Annotated in this window: 17 protein-coding genes; 9 read left to right on the plus strand and 8 right to left on the minus strand. The window is 61.5% G+C overall.

Annotation, left to right across the window (positions count from 1 at the left end):
* Positions 1-51: 51 nt before the first annotated feature.
* On the minus strand, positions 52-1,467 hold the full coding sequence (locus tag JL2886_RS03415; RefSeq protein WP_065270731.1) for a pyridoxal phosphate-dependent decarboxylase family protein: 1,416 nt from the start codon (positions 1,465-1,467) through the stop codon (positions 52-54).
* Between the two features lie 146 nt (positions 1,468-1,613).
* On the opposite strand from JL2886_RS03415, the gene parE reads away from it, so the two are divergent.
* The 4 genes from parE to JL2886_RS03430 all read left to right on the plus strand — a co-directional run bounded on the left by parE (position 1,614) and on the right by JL2886_RS03430 (position 6,214).
* Complete coding sequence (gene parE / locus JL2886_RS03420) at positions 1,614-3,572, plus strand: DNA topoisomerase IV subunit B (RefSeq protein WP_065270732.1); 1,959 nt, start codon at positions 1,614-1,616, stop codon at positions 3,570-3,572.
* Positions 3,569-4,534 carry a DUF4238 domain-containing protein gene (locus JL2886_RS19135; RefSeq protein ID WP_082995988.1) on the plus strand — a complete coding sequence of 322 codons (966 nt, stop codon included), beginning with the start codon at positions 3,569-3,571 and terminating at the stop codon, positions 4,532-4,534. Before parE ends, JL2886_RS19135 begins: the two co-directional genes overlap by 4 nt.
* Positions 4,535-5,063: 529 nt before the next feature.
* The gene (locus JL2886_RS03425; protein WP_082995989.1) at positions 5,064-5,480 is read left to right on the plus strand and encodes a PaaI family thioesterase; all 417 of its coding nucleotides are present in this window, start codon (positions 5,064-5,066) and stop codon (positions 5,478-5,480) included.
* A 53-nt stretch (positions 5,481-5,533) separates the two neighbouring features.
* Positions 5,534-6,214, plus strand: coding sequence for a hypothetical protein (locus JL2886_RS03430; protein ID WP_065270733.1), 681 nt, complete (start codon positions 5,534-5,536; stop codon positions 6,212-6,214).
* Between the two features lie 15 nt (positions 6,215-6,229).
* Here JL2886_RS03430 and JL2886_RS03435 read toward each other — a convergent pair whose 3' ends face one another.
* From JL2886_RS03435 to JL2886_RS03445, 3 genes are all read right to left on the minus strand, one after another.
* Positions 6,230-6,643 carry a c-type cytochrome gene (locus JL2886_RS03435; RefSeq protein WP_065270734.1) on the minus strand — a complete coding sequence of 138 codons (414 nt, stop codon included), beginning with the start codon at positions 6,641-6,643 and terminating at the stop codon, positions 6,230-6,232.
* Positions 6,644-6,767: 124 nt separating this feature from the next.
* Positions 6,768-7,478 carry an ABC transporter ATP-binding protein gene (locus JL2886_RS03440; RefSeq protein WP_065270735.1) on the minus strand — a complete coding sequence of 237 codons (711 nt, stop codon included), beginning with the start codon at positions 7,476-7,478 and terminating at the stop codon, positions 6,768-6,770.
* Positions 7,471-8,757, minus strand: coding sequence for a lipoprotein-releasing ABC transporter permease subunit (locus JL2886_RS03445; RefSeq protein WP_065270736.1), 1,287 nt, complete (start codon positions 8,755-8,757; stop codon positions 7,471-7,473). Before JL2886_RS03445 ends, JL2886_RS03440 begins: the two co-directional genes overlap by 8 nt.
* 447 nt (positions 8,758-9,204) lie before the next feature.
* Here JL2886_RS03445 and JL2886_RS19140 point away from each other — a divergent pair, with 447 nt between their 5' ends.
* On the plus strand, positions 9,205-10,428 hold the full coding sequence (locus tag JL2886_RS19140; RefSeq protein WP_082995990.1) for a spondin domain-containing protein: 1,224 nt from the start codon (positions 9,205-9,207) through the stop codon (positions 10,426-10,428).
* A gap of 154 nt (positions 10,429-10,582) precedes the next feature.
* Here the strand turns inward: JL2886_RS19140 and proS are convergent, their stop codons facing one another.
* Positions 10,583-11,938, minus strand: a complete 1,356-nt coding sequence (gene proS / locus JL2886_RS03455; protein WP_065270737.1) for a proline--tRNA ligase — start codon at positions 11,936-11,938, stop codon at positions 10,583-10,585.
* 170 nt (positions 11,939-12,108) lie between these two features.
* Here proS and JL2886_RS03460 point away from each other — a divergent pair, with 170 nt between their 5' ends.
* From JL2886_RS03460 to JL2886_RS03475, 4 genes are all read left to right on the plus strand, one after another.
* Positions 12,109-13,473: an FAD-dependent oxidoreductase gene (locus JL2886_RS03460; protein ID WP_065270738.1), complete on the plus strand. Its 1,365-nt coding sequence runs from the start codon at positions 12,109-12,111 to the stop codon at positions 13,471-13,473.
* 136 nt (positions 13,474-13,609) lie between these two features.
* Complete coding sequence (locus tag JL2886_RS03465; protein ID WP_065270739.1) at positions 13,610-14,680, plus strand: AI-2E family transporter; 1,071 nt, start codon at positions 13,610-13,612, stop codon at positions 14,678-14,680.
* A gap of 1 nt (position 14,681) precedes the next feature.
* Positions 14,682-15,392, plus strand: coding sequence for an HdaA/DnaA family protein (locus JL2886_RS03470; protein ID WP_065270740.1), 711 nt, complete (start codon positions 14,682-14,684; stop codon positions 15,390-15,392).
* Positions 15,393-15,450: 58 nt separating this feature from the next.
* Positions 15,451-17,001, plus strand: a complete 1,551-nt coding sequence (locus tag JL2886_RS03475; RefSeq protein ID WP_065270741.1) for a Ppx/GppA family phosphatase — start codon at positions 15,451-15,453, stop codon at positions 16,999-17,001.
* A 71-nt stretch (positions 17,002-17,072) separates the two neighbouring features.
* Here JL2886_RS03475 and JL2886_RS03480 read toward each other — a convergent pair whose 3' ends face one another.
* From JL2886_RS03480 to JL2886_RS03490, 3 genes are read right to left on the minus strand one after another with little or no spacing between them, the layout of a single operon-like run.
* Positions 17,073-17,450: a hypothetical protein gene (locus JL2886_RS03480; protein ID WP_065270742.1), complete on the minus strand. Its 378-nt coding sequence runs from the start codon at positions 17,448-17,450 to the stop codon at positions 17,073-17,075.
* 31 nt (positions 17,451-17,481) lie between these two features.
* Positions 17,482-18,477 carry an endonuclease/exonuclease/phosphatase family protein gene (locus JL2886_RS03485; RefSeq protein WP_065270743.1) on the minus strand — a complete coding sequence of 332 codons (996 nt, stop codon included), beginning with the start codon at positions 18,475-18,477 and terminating at the stop codon, positions 17,482-17,484.
* Entirely contained in the window at positions 18,458-19,156 is a 699-nt protein-coding gene (locus JL2886_RS03490; RefSeq protein ID WP_065270744.1) for a molecular chaperone DjiA, read from the minus strand. Before JL2886_RS03490 ends, JL2886_RS03485 begins: the two co-directional genes overlap by 20 nt.
* Positions 19,157-19,211: the final 55 nt, after the last annotated feature.

The following is a 19,211-nucleotide window of genomic DNA, read 5'->3' on the forward strand; positions in this document are numbered from 1 at the left end:
AGCTTAACCAACCGCAGCGCCGGGGAAAGAGGCAAAGCCGAAACGAAGTGATCACAAATCGGACAGTTCTGCCCGGCGCGCCACCGCGGCAATGGCCGCAGTGATATCCTCGTCCCGCGTGCGGTGGTTCGTCAGCGCGGCGCGCAGCAGGACCCGGTCCCCCATGCGTGTGGTGGAAAATACCGCTTCGCCGCTTTCCTGCAGGTCCTGGGCGATTGCAGTATTAAGCCGCGTTTGCTCCGCAGCAGGCAGATCCTTCCGCGCGGTGAAGACGCAGACGTTCGACACCACCGCAGCGCCCAGCGCCATGCGCGGCTGTTTCTCGACCTCATCGGCCATCAGAGCCGCAAGTCGGCAGTTGTCGGTGATCGCTGCAGCAAGCGCCTCTTCACCATGCATTTCCAGCGCGCACCAGACCTTGAGGCCCCGATTGCCGCGTGACAGATCGATGCCATAGTCGCAGAACCACGGATCGCCGCCTGCCAACCCGCGTTCACCGCCTTCCAGATAGGCTGGGCGGGCGGCAAAGGCGGCGCGATGGGCGGCCTCATCCGCGATCAAAACCAGACCGCAGTCATAGCCCACATACATCCATTTATGGAAATCGAGCGCTATACTGTCGGCCCGCCCGATCCCGTTGCTCAGGCCGCGCCATGGCTCTGCCGCGATGCGCGTCCAGGCGCCAAAGGCCCCGTCCACATGCAGCCACAGCCCGTGATCCACTGCCAGATCCGCAAGGGATTCGAGATCGTCGAACAGGCCCAGATCCACAGAGCCAGCAGTCCCGACAAGAAGGAAGGGCACCGCACCTGCTTCCCGGTCCGCCGCGATCATGTCGGCCAGCGCCGCGGGGTCCATCTGCCCGTCCACCAGTGGCACCTGCCGCAGGTTCTCCGCGCCAACCCCGATCAGCTCCAGCGCCTTGCGGGTCGCATTATGCACCCCGACGCCTGCATAGGCCGTGAGCCGCACCGCGCCCTGCCCTGTCTGCCGCACCTCGGGCAAGGCCCGCACCCGCGCGGCCTGAAAGGCAATCACCGTTGCCTGCGACGTGCCCGTGGTCAGAACGCCACTGGCGCCCTCTGGCATCCCCATCCGGCGGCGGGTCCAGTCGATCACAGCGCGCTCCATATAGACCGCGCCGTGATCGCGCCCGCCGACATTGGCATTGACCACCGCGCCCGCCATGCCCGCGATCAAATCGGAGGCCAGCCCAGAGCCCTGCACCCAGCCCCAGAACCGGGGATGCACATTGCCACCATGATGGGGCAATACATCCTGCTCGATCCGTCCCACCAGATCACCGCCCTGCCCGATCCGATAGCGCGCAGGCAGATCTTCGGGAACCGGTTGCCAGGGACGGTCACGGATCTGTTCCAGTTGGTCCAGCGATGCCTCCAGCATCCGGTGCGCCTCGGCACAGAATGCGGTCCAGTCCTTTGGGTCCAGCCCATCACCCTTGCTCATGCCCGTTCCCTCTCTCGCGCGATTTGCCTCCTTACATGGCACAGCGCCGCAGGGTTATCCACAGGCCCCGTCGCCCTCTTCCCCGCGGCGCTGACACCTGCCATAATGCCCCTTAACCAAAAGCAACCAAGAGCAGCCCGAAACAGATGCCCAACGATCTCCTGAGCACGCCTGACGCCGAAACCTATGACGCCTCCTCGATCGAGGTTCTGGAGGGGCTTGAACCCGTCCGCCAGCGGCCCGGCATGTATATCGGCGGCACTGACGAACGCGCGCTGCACCACATGGTGGCCGAGATCCTCGACAACTCGATGGACGAGGCCGTCGCCGGCCATGCCAACCGGATCGAGGTGGAGTTGCACGCCGATTACTCGGTTACCATCCGTGACAACGGCCGCGGCATCCCGATCGACCCGCACCCCAAGTTTCCCGACAAATCCGCGCTTGAGGTGATCCTCTGTACCCTGCACGCGGGCGGCAAATTCTCGGGCAAGGCCTATCAGACCTCGGGCGGCCTGCACGGGGTTGGCTCCTCGGTGGTGAACGCCCTGTCTGATCTGATGGTCGTGCAGGTGGCCAAGAACAAGGAACTGTTCGAACAGCGCTTCTCCCGCGGGATTCCGCAGGGGCCGGTGGAAAAGGTCGGCGCGGCCCCCAACCGGCGCGGCACATCGGTCACCTTCCACGCGGATGAGCAGATCTTTGGCTCGCACCGCTTCAAGCCCAAGCGGCTGATGACGCTGGTGCGCTCCAAGGCCTACCTCTTCTCGGGCGTGGAAATCCGCTGGAAATCCGCCATCGACGACGGCGAAACCCCGACCGAGGCGACCTTCCACTTCCCCGGCGGGCTCAGGGATTACCTCTCCGAGGTGCTGGGCAAGGCCACGACCTATGCCGATGCGCCCTTTGGCGGCAAGGTGGAGTTCCGCGAAAAATTCGGTGAGCCGGGCTATGTGGAATGGGCGATCAACTGGACGCCTGCCCGCGACGGCTTCATCCAGAGCTACTGTAACACCGTCCCCACCCCCGAAGGCGGCACCCATGTCGCCGGTTTCTGGGCCGCGATCCTGAAGGGCATCAAGGCCTATGGCGAGCTGGTCGGCAACAAGAAGGCCACGCAAATCTCGCGCGAAGATCTGATGACCGGGGGCTGCGCGCTGGTTTCCTGCTTTATCGCGGACCCCGCATTCGTCGGCCAGACCAAGGACCGCCTGTCGACCGAAAGCGCCAGCAAGATGGTGGAAAACTCGGTCCGCGACCACTTTGACAACTGGTTGGCCGCCGATACCAAATCCGCGGGCGCCATCCTCGATTTCCTGATCCTGCGGGCCGAGGAACGCCTGCGCCGCAAGCAGGAGAAGGAGACCCAGCGCAAGAGCGCCACCAAGAAGCTGCGCCTGCCGGGCAAGCTGACCGATTGCACGTCAAAAGACCGGCGCGGCACCGAACTCTTCATCGTGGAGGGCGACTCGGCCGGTGGCTCGGGCAAGGGCGCGCGCAGCCGCGAATATCAGGCGCTCTTGCCGCTGAAGGGCAAAATCCTGAACGTCCTTGGTGCGGCGTCAAACAAGCTGGGATCAAACCAGGAAATCAGTGACCTTTGCGAGGCGCTGGGGGTTGGCCTTGGCACCAAGTTCAACCTCGATGATCTGCGCTATGACAAGATCATCATCATGACCGATGCGGATGTCGACGGCGCGCATATCGCATCGCTGCTGATGACCTTCTTCTTCACCCAGATGCGGCCACTGATCGATGGCGGTCACCTCTACCTCGCCTGCCCGCCCCTGTTCCGCCTGACGCAAGGCGCGAAACGGGTCTATTGCCTGGATGAGGCCGAGCGGGACAAATGGCTGGAAAAGGGTCTGGGCGGCAAAGGCAAGATCGATGTTTCCCGCTTCAAGGGTCTGGGTGAAATGGATGCCAAGGACCTGAAAGAGACCACGATGGACCCCAAGACCCGGAAATTGATCCGGGTGACGATTGACGAGGACGAACCGGGAGAGACCGGCGATCTGGTGGAGCGTCTGATGGGCAAGAAACCCGAACTGCGGTTCCAGTATATTCAGGAGAACGCGAAGTTCGTGGAGGAGCTGGATGTGTGAGTGAACCCAAGCGACATCACATCCTTGCAGAGACATATCAGAAGCACTTCATTCAAGAAGGCAACTGCGTTTGGGTCCACGACAAATTTACGAGAAAAACGTTTACCACACAACCTATCAATGTGGCGGTCAGGACAGATTTCAATACGGCACTCACTCCGGCAGGAGGATTGGATAGAAAGACCATAGAATCTTTCTTTTCCAATTTTGAGGCAGACTATCCTGCAACCATTGCGCAACTGCGGTCTGGTGTCCAAACTACAGATAGCATTAATCACGCAATCGCTTTCATGAATTTGCAAGTCATTCGCTCGCCTGTGTTGCGCCAATTGATGAGTGATCTCTTAATGCAATTTTCTCCTAAAGATAATGCAGCTTTGAGAGCCTATGGCGTGCATGATGTCGGCTTAAAATTACTAGAACAAGCCCGATCAGGCGACGTTGATGCTAAGATCAAAATCGGACTTCAGTCTAGCAAACATCTTGGCCTGGGCGTCATGAATGCTCTGAAAGACGTCGCCTACCGCACCATTCGATTAGACACACCAATCAGCCTGGTAAGCAGCGATAACCCCATAGTATACTTTTCTGTAAAACGAGAACGCGGAAAGTGGCGTAGCGGATTACCGTTGCCGAGCACTCGGATACTGTGTTTTTTCCCTCTGGCAAAAGACATTCTTCTTTTCGGTGACACCGAAAAACCGCCCTTCGAGCAGTTGTTTTCAGAGCGCCCTTCGCAAGTCTGTAATTCAGTGGCTCTCGTTAAGAGAGTTAATGCAATAAACGCACTGACTGCTGAAAGAACCATCATTGCTCCTACAGAGCGCGATCTGAGCAAGACCCTTTCCGCAATCGAGAAAAAAAATGTTAAACCAAACACTCTTTTTTCAATGTGTACCGAACTGGCCAAGGTTGCCATCCGAATAAACAATGAGCATTGGAATATCCGTTCCTCACAATAGGCCCGTGCCTGACCTTGGGGAGGCGTGAAGCGCCTTCCCGGGGGGAAGGTCAGGCGCGGGCCGTACCGCTGCGCGCCACGCCCCAAGGGGATACCCTGCAGGCACTGCATCTTGGGGCAGGTGTTGCAGCGTGGGGCTCCGCCCGTTCTTGCCTCAAACAGTCCCCCGGACTGTTTGCCCCTTCGGGATCCGGCGTGAACTCCCGGATGTAAGGTCAGGCGCGGGCCGTGCCGCTATGCCCCACGTCCCATGGGGCCACCTTGCTGGCGATGTATCTTGGGGTAGCTGTCGCGGCGCAGGGCTCCGCCCGTTCTCGCCTCAAACAGTCCCCCGGACTGTTTGTCCCTTCGGGATCCGGCGTGAACTCCCGGATGTAAGGTCAGGCGCGGGCCGGGCCGCTAAGCGCCACGCCCCAAGGGGTACCCGGCAAGCGGTGCATCTTGACTTCCCTCCTCCCTAGGCTGCCTGAAATCACCGTGGCTTTCGCGCGGGGCAGCGGCTAACCTCCGGCCAAAACAGGGAGACAGAAATGACCGCCACCATGACCCCCGCGGATCTGCAATCCGTTCTGGCCGAAGGCTTTGCCGATTGGGTGCAGGCGCTGGATCTGACGGTGACCGAGGCCAGCCCGGAACAGACCACCCTGCGCATGCCGCTGACGCCGAACCTTGCCCGCATGGGCGGGATCGTCTCGGGGCAGGCGTTGGCGGCGCTGGCCGATACTTCGATGGTCCTGGCGGCCTTTGCCCATCAGGGCGGCGTGCGCCCGCTGGCAACCACCGATCTGCACACGCAATTCCTGCGCCCCGGGGTGGGCAGCGCGATCCTCTGCCGTGCGCAGGTAGTGCGGGCGGGCAAGGCGCTGGTCTTTGCCCGCGCCGAGATGAGCGAAGAGGACAGCGGCAAACTGGTCGCCACCGCCACCGCCAGCTTCTTTGCCGCCTGAGGTGAGGCGCAAAACGGCTATACCGCCCTTCCTTGCTGCGCTAGCGTGACCTCATGATCCTGCGTCTTTTCCTGATTGCCCTGATCCTCGCCTCCTGCGGGCGCGAGCTGACGCAGCAGGAGCGTGCCTTTCTGTCGGACATTCACGGCAGCGACCTGAAGCCGGAAAAGGTACGCATCATGGATGGTGCGCCGGTGGCGGCGACCACCTTCCGCCGCAAACCGCGCCCGCGCGTGGCCTGCCGCGAACGTATCCTGCCGCCAGTGAAGGACGAGATCGTCACATCCTCCCCCGCAGCGGTGACGCTGTTCAACCGGATCTATTATATCCGCGACTGGTACACCGAGAATTACCTGCCCGCCTACCCCGAGCGCCTGTATCTGGTGGAGGCGATGCTGCTGGCCCATGAGGTGACCCATGTCTGGCAATGGCAGAACCGGGCCCGCACCGGATATACCCCACTGCGGGCCGCAGCCGAGCATCGCGGCAACCCCGATCCCTATCTGTTCGAGCTGGACCAGAGCCCCGATTTCCTGAGCTATGGCTATGAACAACAAGGCGCCATCGTCGAGGAATACGTCTGTTGCCGCGCGTTGGCGCCGCAGGGCGCCCGCACCCAGCGTCTGCATACCATGCTGAAGGATGTGATGCCGGTTTCGGACCTGCCGCAAAGCCGCCAGAGCGACGTCTACCTGCCCTGGAAAGGCGCCGATCTGCGCGGCATCTGTAGCTGAGGCATATGCTGCGGCTCAGCCTTCGGCCTGGATGCTTTCGAGATAGGTCATCAGCGCGGCCAGCGGGCGCGGTGTCGGCGTCAGGGTGCCTTCGACCTCAACCGGAATCAGCTCGCCTTCCAGCAGGGCGCCGAATTCTGGCATGTATTCGGCGCTGACCTTGCCGCGTCCGTAGCCATCGATCTGCGACAGCACTGCAGCGCGCGGGAACGCACCGTCATGGCGCGCGTTGATCTTGCGCAGGTCGGGCGCTTCAAGCGTGGTCTCACGCTGGGCGAGATTACCATTTTCGCCATGGCACAGCGCGCAGTTCTGATTGAACAGGATCTGTCCTTCCTGCGCGGTGGGCATGCTGTTGACGATTTCGGTGCAGGCCACGGCAAGCCCGGCCACAAGCGGCAGCATGCAAAGGATCGTTTTGGTCTTCATGGCATCGTTCCTGTCGTTCTGGCCGCAACCGTCTCAGTCAGGGGCACTGTAACCGGCAGGTTTTGCAGCGTAAACCGGCGGCGGCAGAGATGCGCCCAGAAACCGGGGCCGCGTGCGCACGGGCCTATTGCGGCGCGGCCGCCACCGCCCCGTCCTCCAGATGCAAAACCCGGTCCATCCGCGCGGCAAGGTCAAGGTTATGGGTCGCGATCAGCGCCGACAGGCCAGAACTGCGCACCAGATCCATCAAGACGCCAAAAACCTGATCCGACGTCCCCGGATCCAGATTTCCGGTCGGCTCGTCCGCCAGCAGCACACGCGGCTGGTTGGCCAGAGCCCGGCAAAAGGCAACCCGCTGCTGCTCGCCCCCGGACATTGCTGCCGGACGGTGCCCGGCGCGGGCCGAAAGGCCGACAAGATCCAGCAACTCTGCCGCACGCGCCCGAGCCGCCTTCTGACTGGCGCCATTGGCCAGTTGCGGCAGGACGATGTTTTCTGCGGCGGTGAATTCGGGCAACAGGTGGTGGAACTGGTAGATAAAGCCCACATCGCTACGCCGCAGGCCGGTGCGCGCCCGCTCGCCCAGCCCGGTGACATCCTGCCCGCCGATGCACAGGCTGCCCTCGTCCGGGGTATCCAGCAGACCGGCGATATGCAGAAGGGTCGACTTGCCTGCGCCAGACGGTGCAACAAGGGCCACGACCTCGCCCGGTTTCAAGGCCAGATCGACGCCCCGCAGGACATCCACCTGCGCCGCGCTGCCCCGGTTATAGGACTTGCTGATGCCTTTCAGCTCCAGCGCCAGTGCGCCTGCCTGCGATACCTGATCATTCATAGCGCAGGGCCTCCACCGGGTTCAGCCGGGCCGCCCGCCGCGCCGGAAAGATCGTCACCACGAAGGACAGGCCAAGCGACAGGGCAACGGCCGAGAGCACATCTGGCAGGTTCAGCTCTGCCGGAAGCGCATAGATGCCCCGGATCGACGGATCCCAGACCCCGCCGCCCATCGCGTAGTTCACGAAGGAGAAGATCGGATCAATATAGATCGCGAAGAGGCAGCCCAAGACCACACCGCAAAGTGTACCAATCACACCCGTAAAGGCACCACAGATGAAGAACACCCGCATCACCGATCCTTCGCTCAGGCCGATGGTGCGCAGGATACCGATATCGCGGCCCTTATTCTTGACCAGCATGATCAGCCCCGAAACGATGTTCATCGTGGCGATCAGCACCAGAATGGACAGGATGATAAACATCACGTTGTCCTCCACCTCCAGCGCGCGCAGGAACCCGCCAGAGGCATCGCGCCAGGTCCAGGCCCCGATCCCCTGTCCCGCCGCGCGCAGCAGCGGCAGCACCAATAGATCGACCTTTTCCGGGTCAGCCACCATGACCTCGATCTCGTCAGCCACGCCTTCGCGGTTGAAGAACGCCTGCGCCGCGTCAAACGGCATATAAAGCCGGGTGCGGTCGATGTCATAGCGCCCTGCCGTGAAGATATAGACCACCTCATAGGCGTTGATGCGCGGGCTGGTACCAAAGGGGGTCTTGACCCCGTTGGGAGAGATCAGCTTGATCCGGTCGCCGACACTGACGCCTAGTTCGCGCGCCACGCCGGACCCGATCGCCACGCCATCCCCGAACCGCTCCAGATCGCCAAGGCTTTCCTCGCTTTGGGCGACGCCGGGAATGGCCTCCAGATCCGCGGCAGCGATACCAAAGACCTCGACCCCAGCATTGCGCTGGCGCAGGTTGGCCATCACCTGCCCCTTGATCAGCGGCGCAGCGCGGATCACACCGGGCACCTGCGACGCTGCTGCGGCCATCTCGGTGTAGTCTTCCAAGGTCCGGTCGATATTACCTTCTGCCGTTACCTGCCCATGAGAATAGAGCGTCACATGCGCGTTGGCGCCCAGGATGGTGCCGACAAACTCAGACCGAAAGCCCGAGCGCACCGACAACGTGGCGATCAGCGCGAACACCGCCAGAGTGATCCCGATCAGGCTGATCCAGGTCATCACGCTGACGCCGCCCTCGGCCCTGCGCGCACGCAGGTAGCGCCAGGCGATCATCCATTCAAAACGTGAAAACGGCGGAGGTGTCGTGGCCATGTGTGGTCCTGCCCGGGAGATTTGCGGACAACCTGTGCTGTCCGGCGTGCAGGGTCAAGGCAAGGCTGCATTGCCAAGGCGGTTTTGGTTTCATGGCTGGCCATCTCGCGACGGTTCCGCGCGGCGGCGGGTCCCCTGCTCTCACTCGGGAAGCCACCAAAAGACGCTCGCTCCCCACCTACGCAATTCTACTTATGATTGCAAATCATTAGCGATTCATCCGATTGCATACATTCAAATATGCCCGAATATATCGGCGACAAAATCTCGCCAAAAATGTTACTTTTTAGTTTATTTTCAGCGCTTTAACCAGACGAAAAGTAACCATTCCGTGACTTCACCCCCAGGATCACAGCGACGTCAGAGACTGTGAGGGAGCCCCCCCTTGGCATCTCCTCAATTCCCCCAGAAAGTGCGCAAACTTCAATTCAAACTGAGGATAACTCAATGACCGATCTTCGCATCGTCGCAACCAACACCTCTGCCCACGGCGGCACCTACACGACCCCTTTCTGGTTCGCCGCCCACGACGGCAGCTTTGACCTCTACAACACCGGCGAAGCTGCATCGGCTGCTCTGGAAGCCCTGGCCGAAGACGGTAACTTCGCTCCGGCAAACGAAGCGGTTGTGGCCGCAGACGCGGATGCCGTAACTGGCGCAGTGCTGGGTGCAGGCACCCCGCCGATTCTGGCACCGGGCGAAACCGCAACCGCAGAATTCTCCGTCGACGGTTCCTCCAACGGTCACCTGTCGCTGGCCGCAATGGTCATCCCCTCGAACGACGCCTTTGTCGGCACCGCAGACTCGCTGCAACTGTTCGACGAAAACGGCCACTTTATGGGCGAGCAAAACATCTCCTTCGCAGGCAGCGACGTGCTGGATGCGGGCACCGAAGTGAACTCCGAGATCGCAGAAGAAGTGCCGCTCCTGGGCCAGATGGCTGCCAACACCGGCACCACCGAAGGTGGCGTGGTCAGCGCGCATGAAGGTTTCCTGCCCGAAGGCGAAGGCAACATCCTGGGCGGCACCAACGCGCTTGGTGAACACATCGACGCGGTTGCGGCAGACTTCACCCGTGACGGCGCGCAAATCGCCGACATCCACATCAATGAATACGCTGTGACCGAAGGCTCCAATGGTTTTGACTTCTTCCGTGGTTCCTCCGTGGATGATCTGGTCAACGGCGCCGGTGGCCGTGACGTTCTGATCGGCCGTGGCGGCTGGGACGAGCTGGACGGCGGCGAGGGCAACGATGTCCTGATCGGCAACAGCGGCAACGACATGCTGACCGGCGGCGAAGGTAACGACATCCTGAAAGGCGGTCGCGGTAGCGACACTCTGGATGGTGGCGCTGGTCGCGACATCCTGAAAGGCAACAAGGGCAGCGACGTGCTGGACGGTGGCGCTGGCCGTGACCGCATGAATGGTGGCCACGATGCGGACCTCTTTGTGTTCCAAACCGGCTACGACCGTGACCGCATCATTGGCTTCGATGCGAACGAAGACACGATCGCGCTGCACATCGAAGGCGTCGAAAGCTTTGACGATCTGAGCGGTCTGGCCACCGACCACGGCAACCGCACCATCCTCGACTTCGGAGAAGGCGATGCGCTGGTAATCAAGGGCGTGACCTTTGATGAGCTGAGCGCAGCAAACTTCGACTTCCTCTAAGCACGCGTGCGCAGCAAGCTTTTCGGTTTGCTGCGCAACGTCCTGTAGGAATGGCGATAGATACAAAAAGGGGGGCATCACTGCCCCCCTTTTCCATTTCAGTCTCGCGTTTGGAGGTTTCAGCCTAGTACCTCAACCCTCTGCGCGCCGCCGCTTAGAAGCCGCGGCCCGAGGCGTGCTCGGCGTAGATCTCGGCGATCCTTTTCACGGCGTCTTCCGGGGGCAGTTCCACGCTTTCGCCAGTCCGGCGCGAGGTGAGTTCCACCACGCCGTTCTTCAGCCCGCGCGGACCGACCGTAATACGCCAGGGCAGACCGATCAGGTCCATGGTGGCGAATTTGCCGCCCGCGCGTTCCTTGCGGTCATCATACAGTGGGTCAAGACCAACCGCAGTCAGCGCGGCATAGATCTTGTCACAGGCCGCGTCGGCTTCTTCGTCGCCTTGCTTCAGGTTGACGATACCGCAGTGGAACGGGGTCACGCCTTCGGGCCAGATGATGCCCTTGTCGTCATGGCTTGCTTCGATGATCGCGCCAACCAGACGGGACACACCGATGCCATGGCTGCCCATGTGTACAGGGATGGATTTGCCATCGGGGCCTTGCACCGTGGCCCCCATCGGTTCGGAATACTTGGTGCCGAAGTAGAAGATCTGACCGACCTCAATACCACGGGCACTGCGCTGACGCTCGGCCGGAATCTGGTCGAACAGAGTCGCATCATGGGTTTCGTCGGTCCGGGCATAAAGCGCGGTGAATTCTTCCATTACTGCGCGGCACTGGTCGTGATCATCATAGTCGATATTGCGCTGGCCAAGGCGGATATCGGTCACCGCGCTGTCGTAGAACACTTCGCTCTCGCCTGTGTCGGCCAGCACCAGGAACTCATGCGTATCATCGCCGCCAATGGGGCCAGAGTCCGCGCGCATCGGGATCGCCTGCAGGCCCATGCGCTCATAGGTACGCAGGTAGCTGACCAGATGACGGTTATAGGCGTGCAGCGCGTCTTCCTTGGTTAGATCGAAGTTATAGCCGTCCTTCATGTAGAATTCGCGTCCCCGCATCACGCCGAAACGCGGGCGGATCTCGTCGCGGAATTTCCACTGGATCTGGTACATGGTCAGCGGCAGATCCTTGTAGCTGCTGACATGGCTGCGGAAGATATCGGTGATCAGCTCTTCGGCGGTGGGTGTGAACAACAGGTCGCGCTCGTGCCGGTCGGTGATGCGCAGCATTTCTTCGCCATAGGCATCATAGCGGCCGCTTTCGCGCCACAGGTCTGCCGATTGCATGGTGGGCATCAGCACCGGGATATGGCCCGCGCGCATCTGTTCCTCATGGACGATGCCTTCGATTTTCTTCAGAACCTTGAAGCCCAGCGGCAGCCAGGAATAGATCCCGGCGGCGGACTGTTTGATCATGCCGGCCCGCAGCATGTAGCGGTGGCTGACGATCTGGGCCTCTGAAGGCGTCTCTTTCAGAACAGGCAGGAAGTAACGGGACAGGCGCATGTCGCTCTCATTCGTTCAAAGGGGTTTTCAAGCGGTCTAAGCCATCGCCGCGCCTCAGGCAATCGGGCTTTGGAGTGGCGGCAGCGGTCAAACCGGATATTAGCCCGGAAACCACTTGAACCACCGGTCAGTTTTGTAAATGCTGGTTCAAATTTATTGCGGAGGCCCAGATGCGCGACACCATTACCGAACCCGCCCGGGAAATCCCCGTCGTGCATCGCACCGATGTGCTTGTCGTAGGCTCTGGTCCCGGCGGGCTGGCGGCGGCACTGGCAGCAGCGCGCTGCGGGGTCGATGTGACCCTGCTGGACCGGTTCGGCTGCTTTGGTGGCAATATCACCGCTGTCGGCGTCGAAGGTTTTGCCTGGTACCGGCACGAGCAGACGGTTGAGGCTGGTGGCATCGGCTGGGAATTCGAGGAACGCGCCAAGGCGATGGATGCCGCCGTACCGGAAAGCCAGTCCCTGTCTTACGAGCTGGACGCCGAAGGCTTCAAACTGGTCGCCGATAGACTGGTCGAGGAAGCAGGCATTCACCCGATGCTGCACCGCATGTTCGTGGCCCCGATCCGCGAAGGCAACCGGATCACCGGCGTGATCGTCGAATCAAAGGCAGGGCGCGAGGCGATCCTGGCTCAGCGGGTGATCGATGCGACAGGAGACGCCGATATCGCGCAGATGATGGGCGCCCCCACAATCAAGACACCGATCGAGGAAATGCAGGCCGCCAGCGTGATGTTCCACATCGCAGGCGTCGACAAGCAGAAGTTCATGGAAGGGGTCAAGGCCGACCCGCAGACCTACAGGGACTGGTCCACCGGGGAGTGGGAGGTGGAGACCTCCGGCAAGGAGGACGAGATGTTCTCTCCCTTCCTCGCCAAGCCCTTTGCGCAGGCGCTGCGCGACGGGTTGATCCCTGCGCATCTCAATACTATCGGCGGCACTTGGGGGGCTGTTCATGACAGTGGTGAGATGACCTATATGAACCTAGTGCATCTGGCAGGCTGCGACGGCACCGACCCGGACAGCATGACCCGGTTCGAGATTGAAGGACGCAAGCAGGCCATGCACGCGATCAATGCGCTGAAGGCATATACACCTGGCTGCGAAGGCGCACGGCTGCGCAATTTCGGCATGACCATCGGCATCCGTGACACCCGCAAGATCGACGCCCATCACAACATGACCGAGGATGAGACCCGCAATCAGGGCCGGTTCGAAGACACCATCGGCATCTACCCGGAATTCATCGACGGCTATGGCATCCTGATCCTGCCCACCACCGGGCGCTATATGCAGATTCCCTATCGCGCCATGCTGCCCAAAGGGGTGGAAAACCTGCTGGTGACCGGCCGCGCCATCGGCGGCGACAAGGTCGCCCATGCCGCCACCCGCAATATGGCCTGTTGCGCGGTGGCCGGTCAGGGCGCGGGCGTTGCCGCGGCACTATCCGTCAAATCCGCCTGCAGCCCGCACGCGGTGGACATTGCCGCCGTACAAGGTGAACTGACCCGTCAGGGCGTGCGCATCCACTGACGCAGACCGTGCAGAAACGCCCCTGCCCCACCCGGTACTCATTTGGCGGCACTTGCCGCTTGGCTGTTGCATGAGGCAACCGCATGGGCAATGACTGGGGTAATTGGAGAACAGATCTCAGAGAGGCGCTTGGCATATGGCACTTCCGGCGAAGAAGCAGTTTCAATACTGGGGCGTTGCCGCCGTGGTTTTCGCAATCGTCCTCTGGGCTTTGGGAGACGTGCTGCTACCCTTTGTGCTGGGCGCGGCGATTGCCTATCTGATTGATCCCATTGCCGACCGACTAGAGGCCGCGGGCCTCAGCCGTACCGCCGCAACTGCGGTGATTACTATCGGCGCCATGCTGGTCTTCATGCTGCTGCTGCTGGTGGTGGTGCCGACGCTGATCTACCAGCTGAGCGATCTGATCCGGGTTCTGCCCGAAGCCTTTCGCGATCTGCGCAACTTCGCGCAGGAACACTTCCCGTCGATCTTCACCGAAGGTAGCCGCGCGCAGCAAACCATCGCCTCCATCGCAGGCACCCTTCAGGGCAAGGGGATCGAGCTATTTGAATCCCTCGTCGGCTCGGCCGTCTCGGTCGTCAACCTGCTGGTGCTTTTCGTGATCGTTCCGGTTGTCTCGGTCTATCTGCTGCTGGACTGGGACCGGATGATCGAACGGATCGACGCACTGCTGCCCCTGGACCATGCGCCGGTGATCCGCAAGCTGGCCGGTGAGATTGACGATGTGCTTGCCTCTTTCATCCGCGGCATGGGCACGGTCTGCCTGATCTTGGGCGTTTACTACGCCGTCGCCCTGATGCTGGTTGGTCTGAATTTCGGACTGGCGGTGGGGTTCATCGCCGGGCTCGTCACCTTCATTCCCTATCTGGGGGCGCTGGTGGGCGGCGCTCTGGCTATCGGACTTGCCCTGTTCCAGTTCTGGGGTGAATGGTGGTCGATCGGGCTGGTGGCCGGGATTTTTGCACTGGGTCAGGTGATCGAGGGCAACTACCTTACTCCGAAACTGGTCGGCGGATCCGTTGGCCTGCATCCGGTCTGGCTGCTGCTGGCCCTGTCGGTCTTTGGCGCGCTTTTTGGCTTTGTTGGTATGCTGGTTGCCGTGCCTGTTGCGGCAGCCTTGGGCGTAGTTGCACGTTTCCTCACGGGACAGTATCTGCACAGCCGTCTGTACCAGGGACTGAGCCACCGGGATTCGAAAAAGTAATATGGCGCAACAACTCAGCTTTGACCTGCCCGCCAAAACGGCTTTGGGCCGGGACGACTTTTTTGTCGCCCCGTCGAATGCCATGGCTGTGGCGCTGCTGGATCCGGGGTTTTCATGGCCCAGTGGCAAACTGGTTCTGACCGGTCCTGCCGGATCGGGAAAGACGCATCTGGCCCATGTCTGGGCCAGCCAGTCCGGCGCCCGGATCGTATCGGCGGCAGATCTGACCGAGGCGATGGTGCCCGAGCTGGCAACCGCGCCCGTGGTCCTGGAGGACGTGCCGCAGATCGCCTCTGACAAATCCGCCCAGGAGGCCCTGTTTCACCTGCACAACTTGGTGCTGGCGAACGGGTTTGCCCTGATGATGACGGGGCGCGCGGCACCCAACCTTTGGGGGCTGAGCCTGCCGGACCTGCAAAGCCGTGTTCAGGCCGCCACACATGCCGAGCTGCAGCCGCCGGACGATGCCTTGTTGGCTGTGGTTCTGGCGAAGCTCTTCAATGACCGCCAGATCACCCCGAAACCCGACGTGATCCCCTATCTTGTGGCCCATATGGATCGTTCGTTTGCTGCGGCAGCCCGGATCGTCGAACAACTAGACCGGCTGTCGCTGGCGGAAAAACGCAACCTGTCGCGCCCCCTGGCGGTGCGGCTGATGTCCGAAGACCGCAGTGTTGCGGGCGAAACCCGGATTGCCGGGACCGGCGGTTGACCCCGGCCCCACCCTAAACCATCCTAGATTCGAGACCCAAGACGGAGCGCCGACACCCGTGACCGAGGATCCTGCCACCCCCGACGCCACCGCCGACTGGGGGCCCTTTGGCCGCCCGCTGTTCGATGATCCCGATTCAAGGGCGCTGTCCCGGGTCGGGGTGGTGGATGTCGGATCAAACTCCGTGCGTCTGGTCGTCTTTGACGGCGCGGCCCGCAGCCCGGCCTATTTCTACAACGAGAAGATCATGTGCGCCCTGGGGGCTGGCCTCTCGGAAACCGGGCGCCTGAACCCCGAGGGACGCAAACGCGCGCTGGCCGCGCTGCGCCGGTTCCAACACCTTGCCGATGGGATGGGGTTGCCACCCCTGTCGGTGGTCGCCACAGCTGCCGTGCGCGATGCCGAGGATGGCCCGGAGTTCTGCGCCGATGTGCTTCGCGAAACCGGGCTAAAGATCTGGGTGATCGACGGTCAGCAAGAAGCGCGCCTGTCCGCACAGGGCGTGTTGTTGGGCTGGCCCGGCTCTTATGGCCTGGTCTGCGATATCGGCGGCTCCTCGATGGAGCTGGCGGAAATCCACGACGGCGAGGTCGGCAAACGCGTCACCTCCTCTCTTGGCCCGCTGAAACTGCGGGACATCAAGGGCGGGCGCCGGGGGCGCAAGGCTCATATCGCCGAGGTCATGGCGGAACTGCGCGAGGAAATGGGCAAGCAGACCGACCGTCTGTTCCTGGTCGGCGGCAGCTGGCGCGCCATCGCCCGCATCGACATGGCCCGGCGCGGGTATCCGCTGAAGGTTCTGCACGAATACCGGATGAGCGCCAAGGACGTGCGCGCCACCCTGAAATACATCGAGAAACGCGACATCGAAGAGTTGCGCGCCGAAACCGGCATCTCCAACGCGCGGATGTCCTTGGTGCCCTATGCGATCGACGTGCTGTCCCGACTGGTCAAGACCTTCAAGCCCAAGGATATCGCCGTATCAAGCTATGGCATCCGCGAAGGGCTGCTCTACGAACAGATGCCCCAGCGCCTACGCGAACGCGACCCGCTGGTCGAAGCCAGCCGTTTTGCCGAGGCCAAGGACGCCCGCATTCCCGGCTTTGGCAAGACGCTCTATGATTTTGTCATCCCGCTGTTTAGCAATGGGCCGCACACCAAGAAACGCCTGATCAAGGCTGCCAGCCTGCTACATGATGTCAGCTGGCGCGCCCACCCGGATTACCGCGCCGAGGTCTGTTTCGACAATGCCACCCGCGCCAACCTCGGCGGGCTGAAACATTCCGAACGTGTCTTCCTGGGGCTGGCGCTGCTGCATCGCTACCGCAACAAACGGCAGGGCACCGCCTTTGAGTATCTATACGATCTTCTGGATGAAAAGGGGCAGAAAGAGGCGGAAATCCTGGGCAAGGCGATGCGGTTTGGTGCCATGCTGATGGTCAGCGAAAACGGCGACATCGGCAAGCTGAAATGGCAACCGCGCAAGAAGCACCTGACGCTGGAACTGCCGAAAGCCTCCGAAGCCCTTTATGGTGAGGTCGCCGAGGCCCGCCTGAAATCGCTCTGCGACACGCTGGAGGCAGAGCTGACCGTCAAAATTGTTGGCTAACCCGGTCGGCTGCGTAGACCGATTGGGTCGACGGATGACAAAGGGGCGCGTCACCCTACGGCTTGCGCCCCTTAGAGATCGGTAACGCCGTTCTCCGGGACTTCGTCTTTCTCTTCAGGAGAGGGCGCCTCTGGCTTCTTGCGGATGATGATATCGCCATTGGGCAGGATTTCCGGCAGCTCGTAGCTGCTCCAGTCCTCGACCTCGGCCGCAATGGCTGCCAGCGACGGTCCCATCTCGGCCAGGAAGTCCCGCATGGAGGGGCCGATTTCCGCGGCGAGCCCTTCCAGATCTTCCAGCGCGGGGGCCATTTCCTTGCGCAGCCCTTCCCAGAACAGCTCAGCGCCCTTTTCCATCAAACCCTTACCATTCTCCTCGCTCTCCTGCGCCGCCACAGGGGCGGACAGGCACAGCAGGCAGGCGGCACTTACATGTAAAAACCGTTTCATGGGTCCAATATAAGCTTCCTATGCGATGATTTTAAGTCAGATCGATATCGAGGCTGACAGGGAAATGATCCGAGGCCATGAGCAGCGCCTCGCGTAGGACCTCATCGGCATAGCAATCAGCGTCCTCGAACGGGTGCCAGATCCGCCAGCGAGGATTATAGGCCGTCAGGCTTTGTGAAATCATCACATAGTCAAGGCACGCCCGGAAGAACCGTTTCTTTTCCTCATCATAAAACCGCGCGGTGCTGGGCACGATGCCTGGCCGGGGCTTTTTCAGGCTTTCGGCATGGGGGTCGGTCAGATCCTGCCCCATGATAATCTCAACCGAGGATTGCCCGAATAGGCGCTCGTATTCATCCAGACCCGGACCATCGTTCAGATCGCCCATCAGGATCAGATCATCCCCTGCCGCGATATGATCGGCAATGCGCCGGTGCAGCCAGATCGCCTGTGCCAACTGCGTGCGCCGGTTCTCAATGGCGCGCTGGATGATGGCGTCATGTCCCTTCACCCCATAGGGCGCCTTGGACTTTAGGTGCGCGCCGATCATCCGCAGGGTCTTCCCCCCGGCTGTCGTGACGTTCAGCTCCAGCGGCGGCTTTGAAAACCGCACATGTTCCGGGATGGAATCGGTGTCGAGGTCCAGCTCGAAACGGGTATCGAAACGCGGCGCTTCCTTGCTGCTCCGGGCATCGTGTTCGGCGCTCAGCACCGCAGGGTCATACATCAGGGCGATTTCCTGATGGGTATCGGTGGCAAAGCCGCTGATCACCTCGCTGGCGCGCAGCCCCGCTTCGGCGGCAAAAGCGCCAAGAGCGCGCACGGTCCGCTGCCGCCGCCCGGTATTGGGCGCCTCGATCACCATCACCGCATCGGCATCGAGGGTCTGGAAAACATGCGCCAGCGATACCCCTTGGGTGTAGCGATCCACCCCGTGCCGCCCCGAGGGTTTATTGTCCAGAATCAGCTGGTCATTCTTGTCGAAGAGGTGTGAAAACCACTCGATATTATAGGTGACCAGCCGCATGTGCCCCGCATCCGTTGATCTCGTCCCAGGCACGGTTGATGTCGATCATCCGCTTTTCCGCCAGACGCACCGCCTCTTCGGGGACTCCCCGAGCCAGCATCGCATCGGGATGGGTTTCCCGCACCAGCTTGCGCCAGTGCTTGCGGATTTCATCAATCGGCATATCCGCCGACACCCCCAGCACCGTATAAGGATCCTTTGGCGCATCGGTCACAAACCGCGCGCGCAGGGCGATGAACTGTTGCGGAGTCTGACCGAAGATGCGGCTGACCTCTTCTAGAAACTCATTCTCGCCGGGATGATAGAACCCATCTGCCAGCGCGATGTGAAACAGCCCTTCCATCAGATCGCAAAGGGTCGCCGGATCATTGGCAAACATGCGCTGGATACGCGCCGCATAGTCCTGATAGCCCGCCACATCGGTGCGCGCCATGTTGAACACCCGCGCCGCGCCTGCCTCGTCATCGCGGGCGATCTGGAACACCTCGCGAAAGGCAGTCACCTCATCCCGGGTGACCTGCCCGTCCGCCTTGGCCATCTTGGCCCCCAGCGCGATCACCGCGATGGCAAAACCCACGGTACGTTCAGGTGGCGCCCGCAGGCGGTCAAAAACATCCGCCAGGCTTTCACCCTTGGCCAGCGCGCCCAGCGCATCAGATATGCGGCTCCAAAGAGACATAAGAAAAGCCTAATGCGGTTTGCGCGACCTGTCAGGACCACAGGCACCGGAAACA

Source organism: Phaeobacter gallaeciensis (assembly GCF_001678945.1).
GTDB lineage: Bacteria > Pseudomonadota > Alphaproteobacteria > Rhodobacterales > Rhodobacteraceae > Phycobacter > Phycobacter gallaeciensis_A.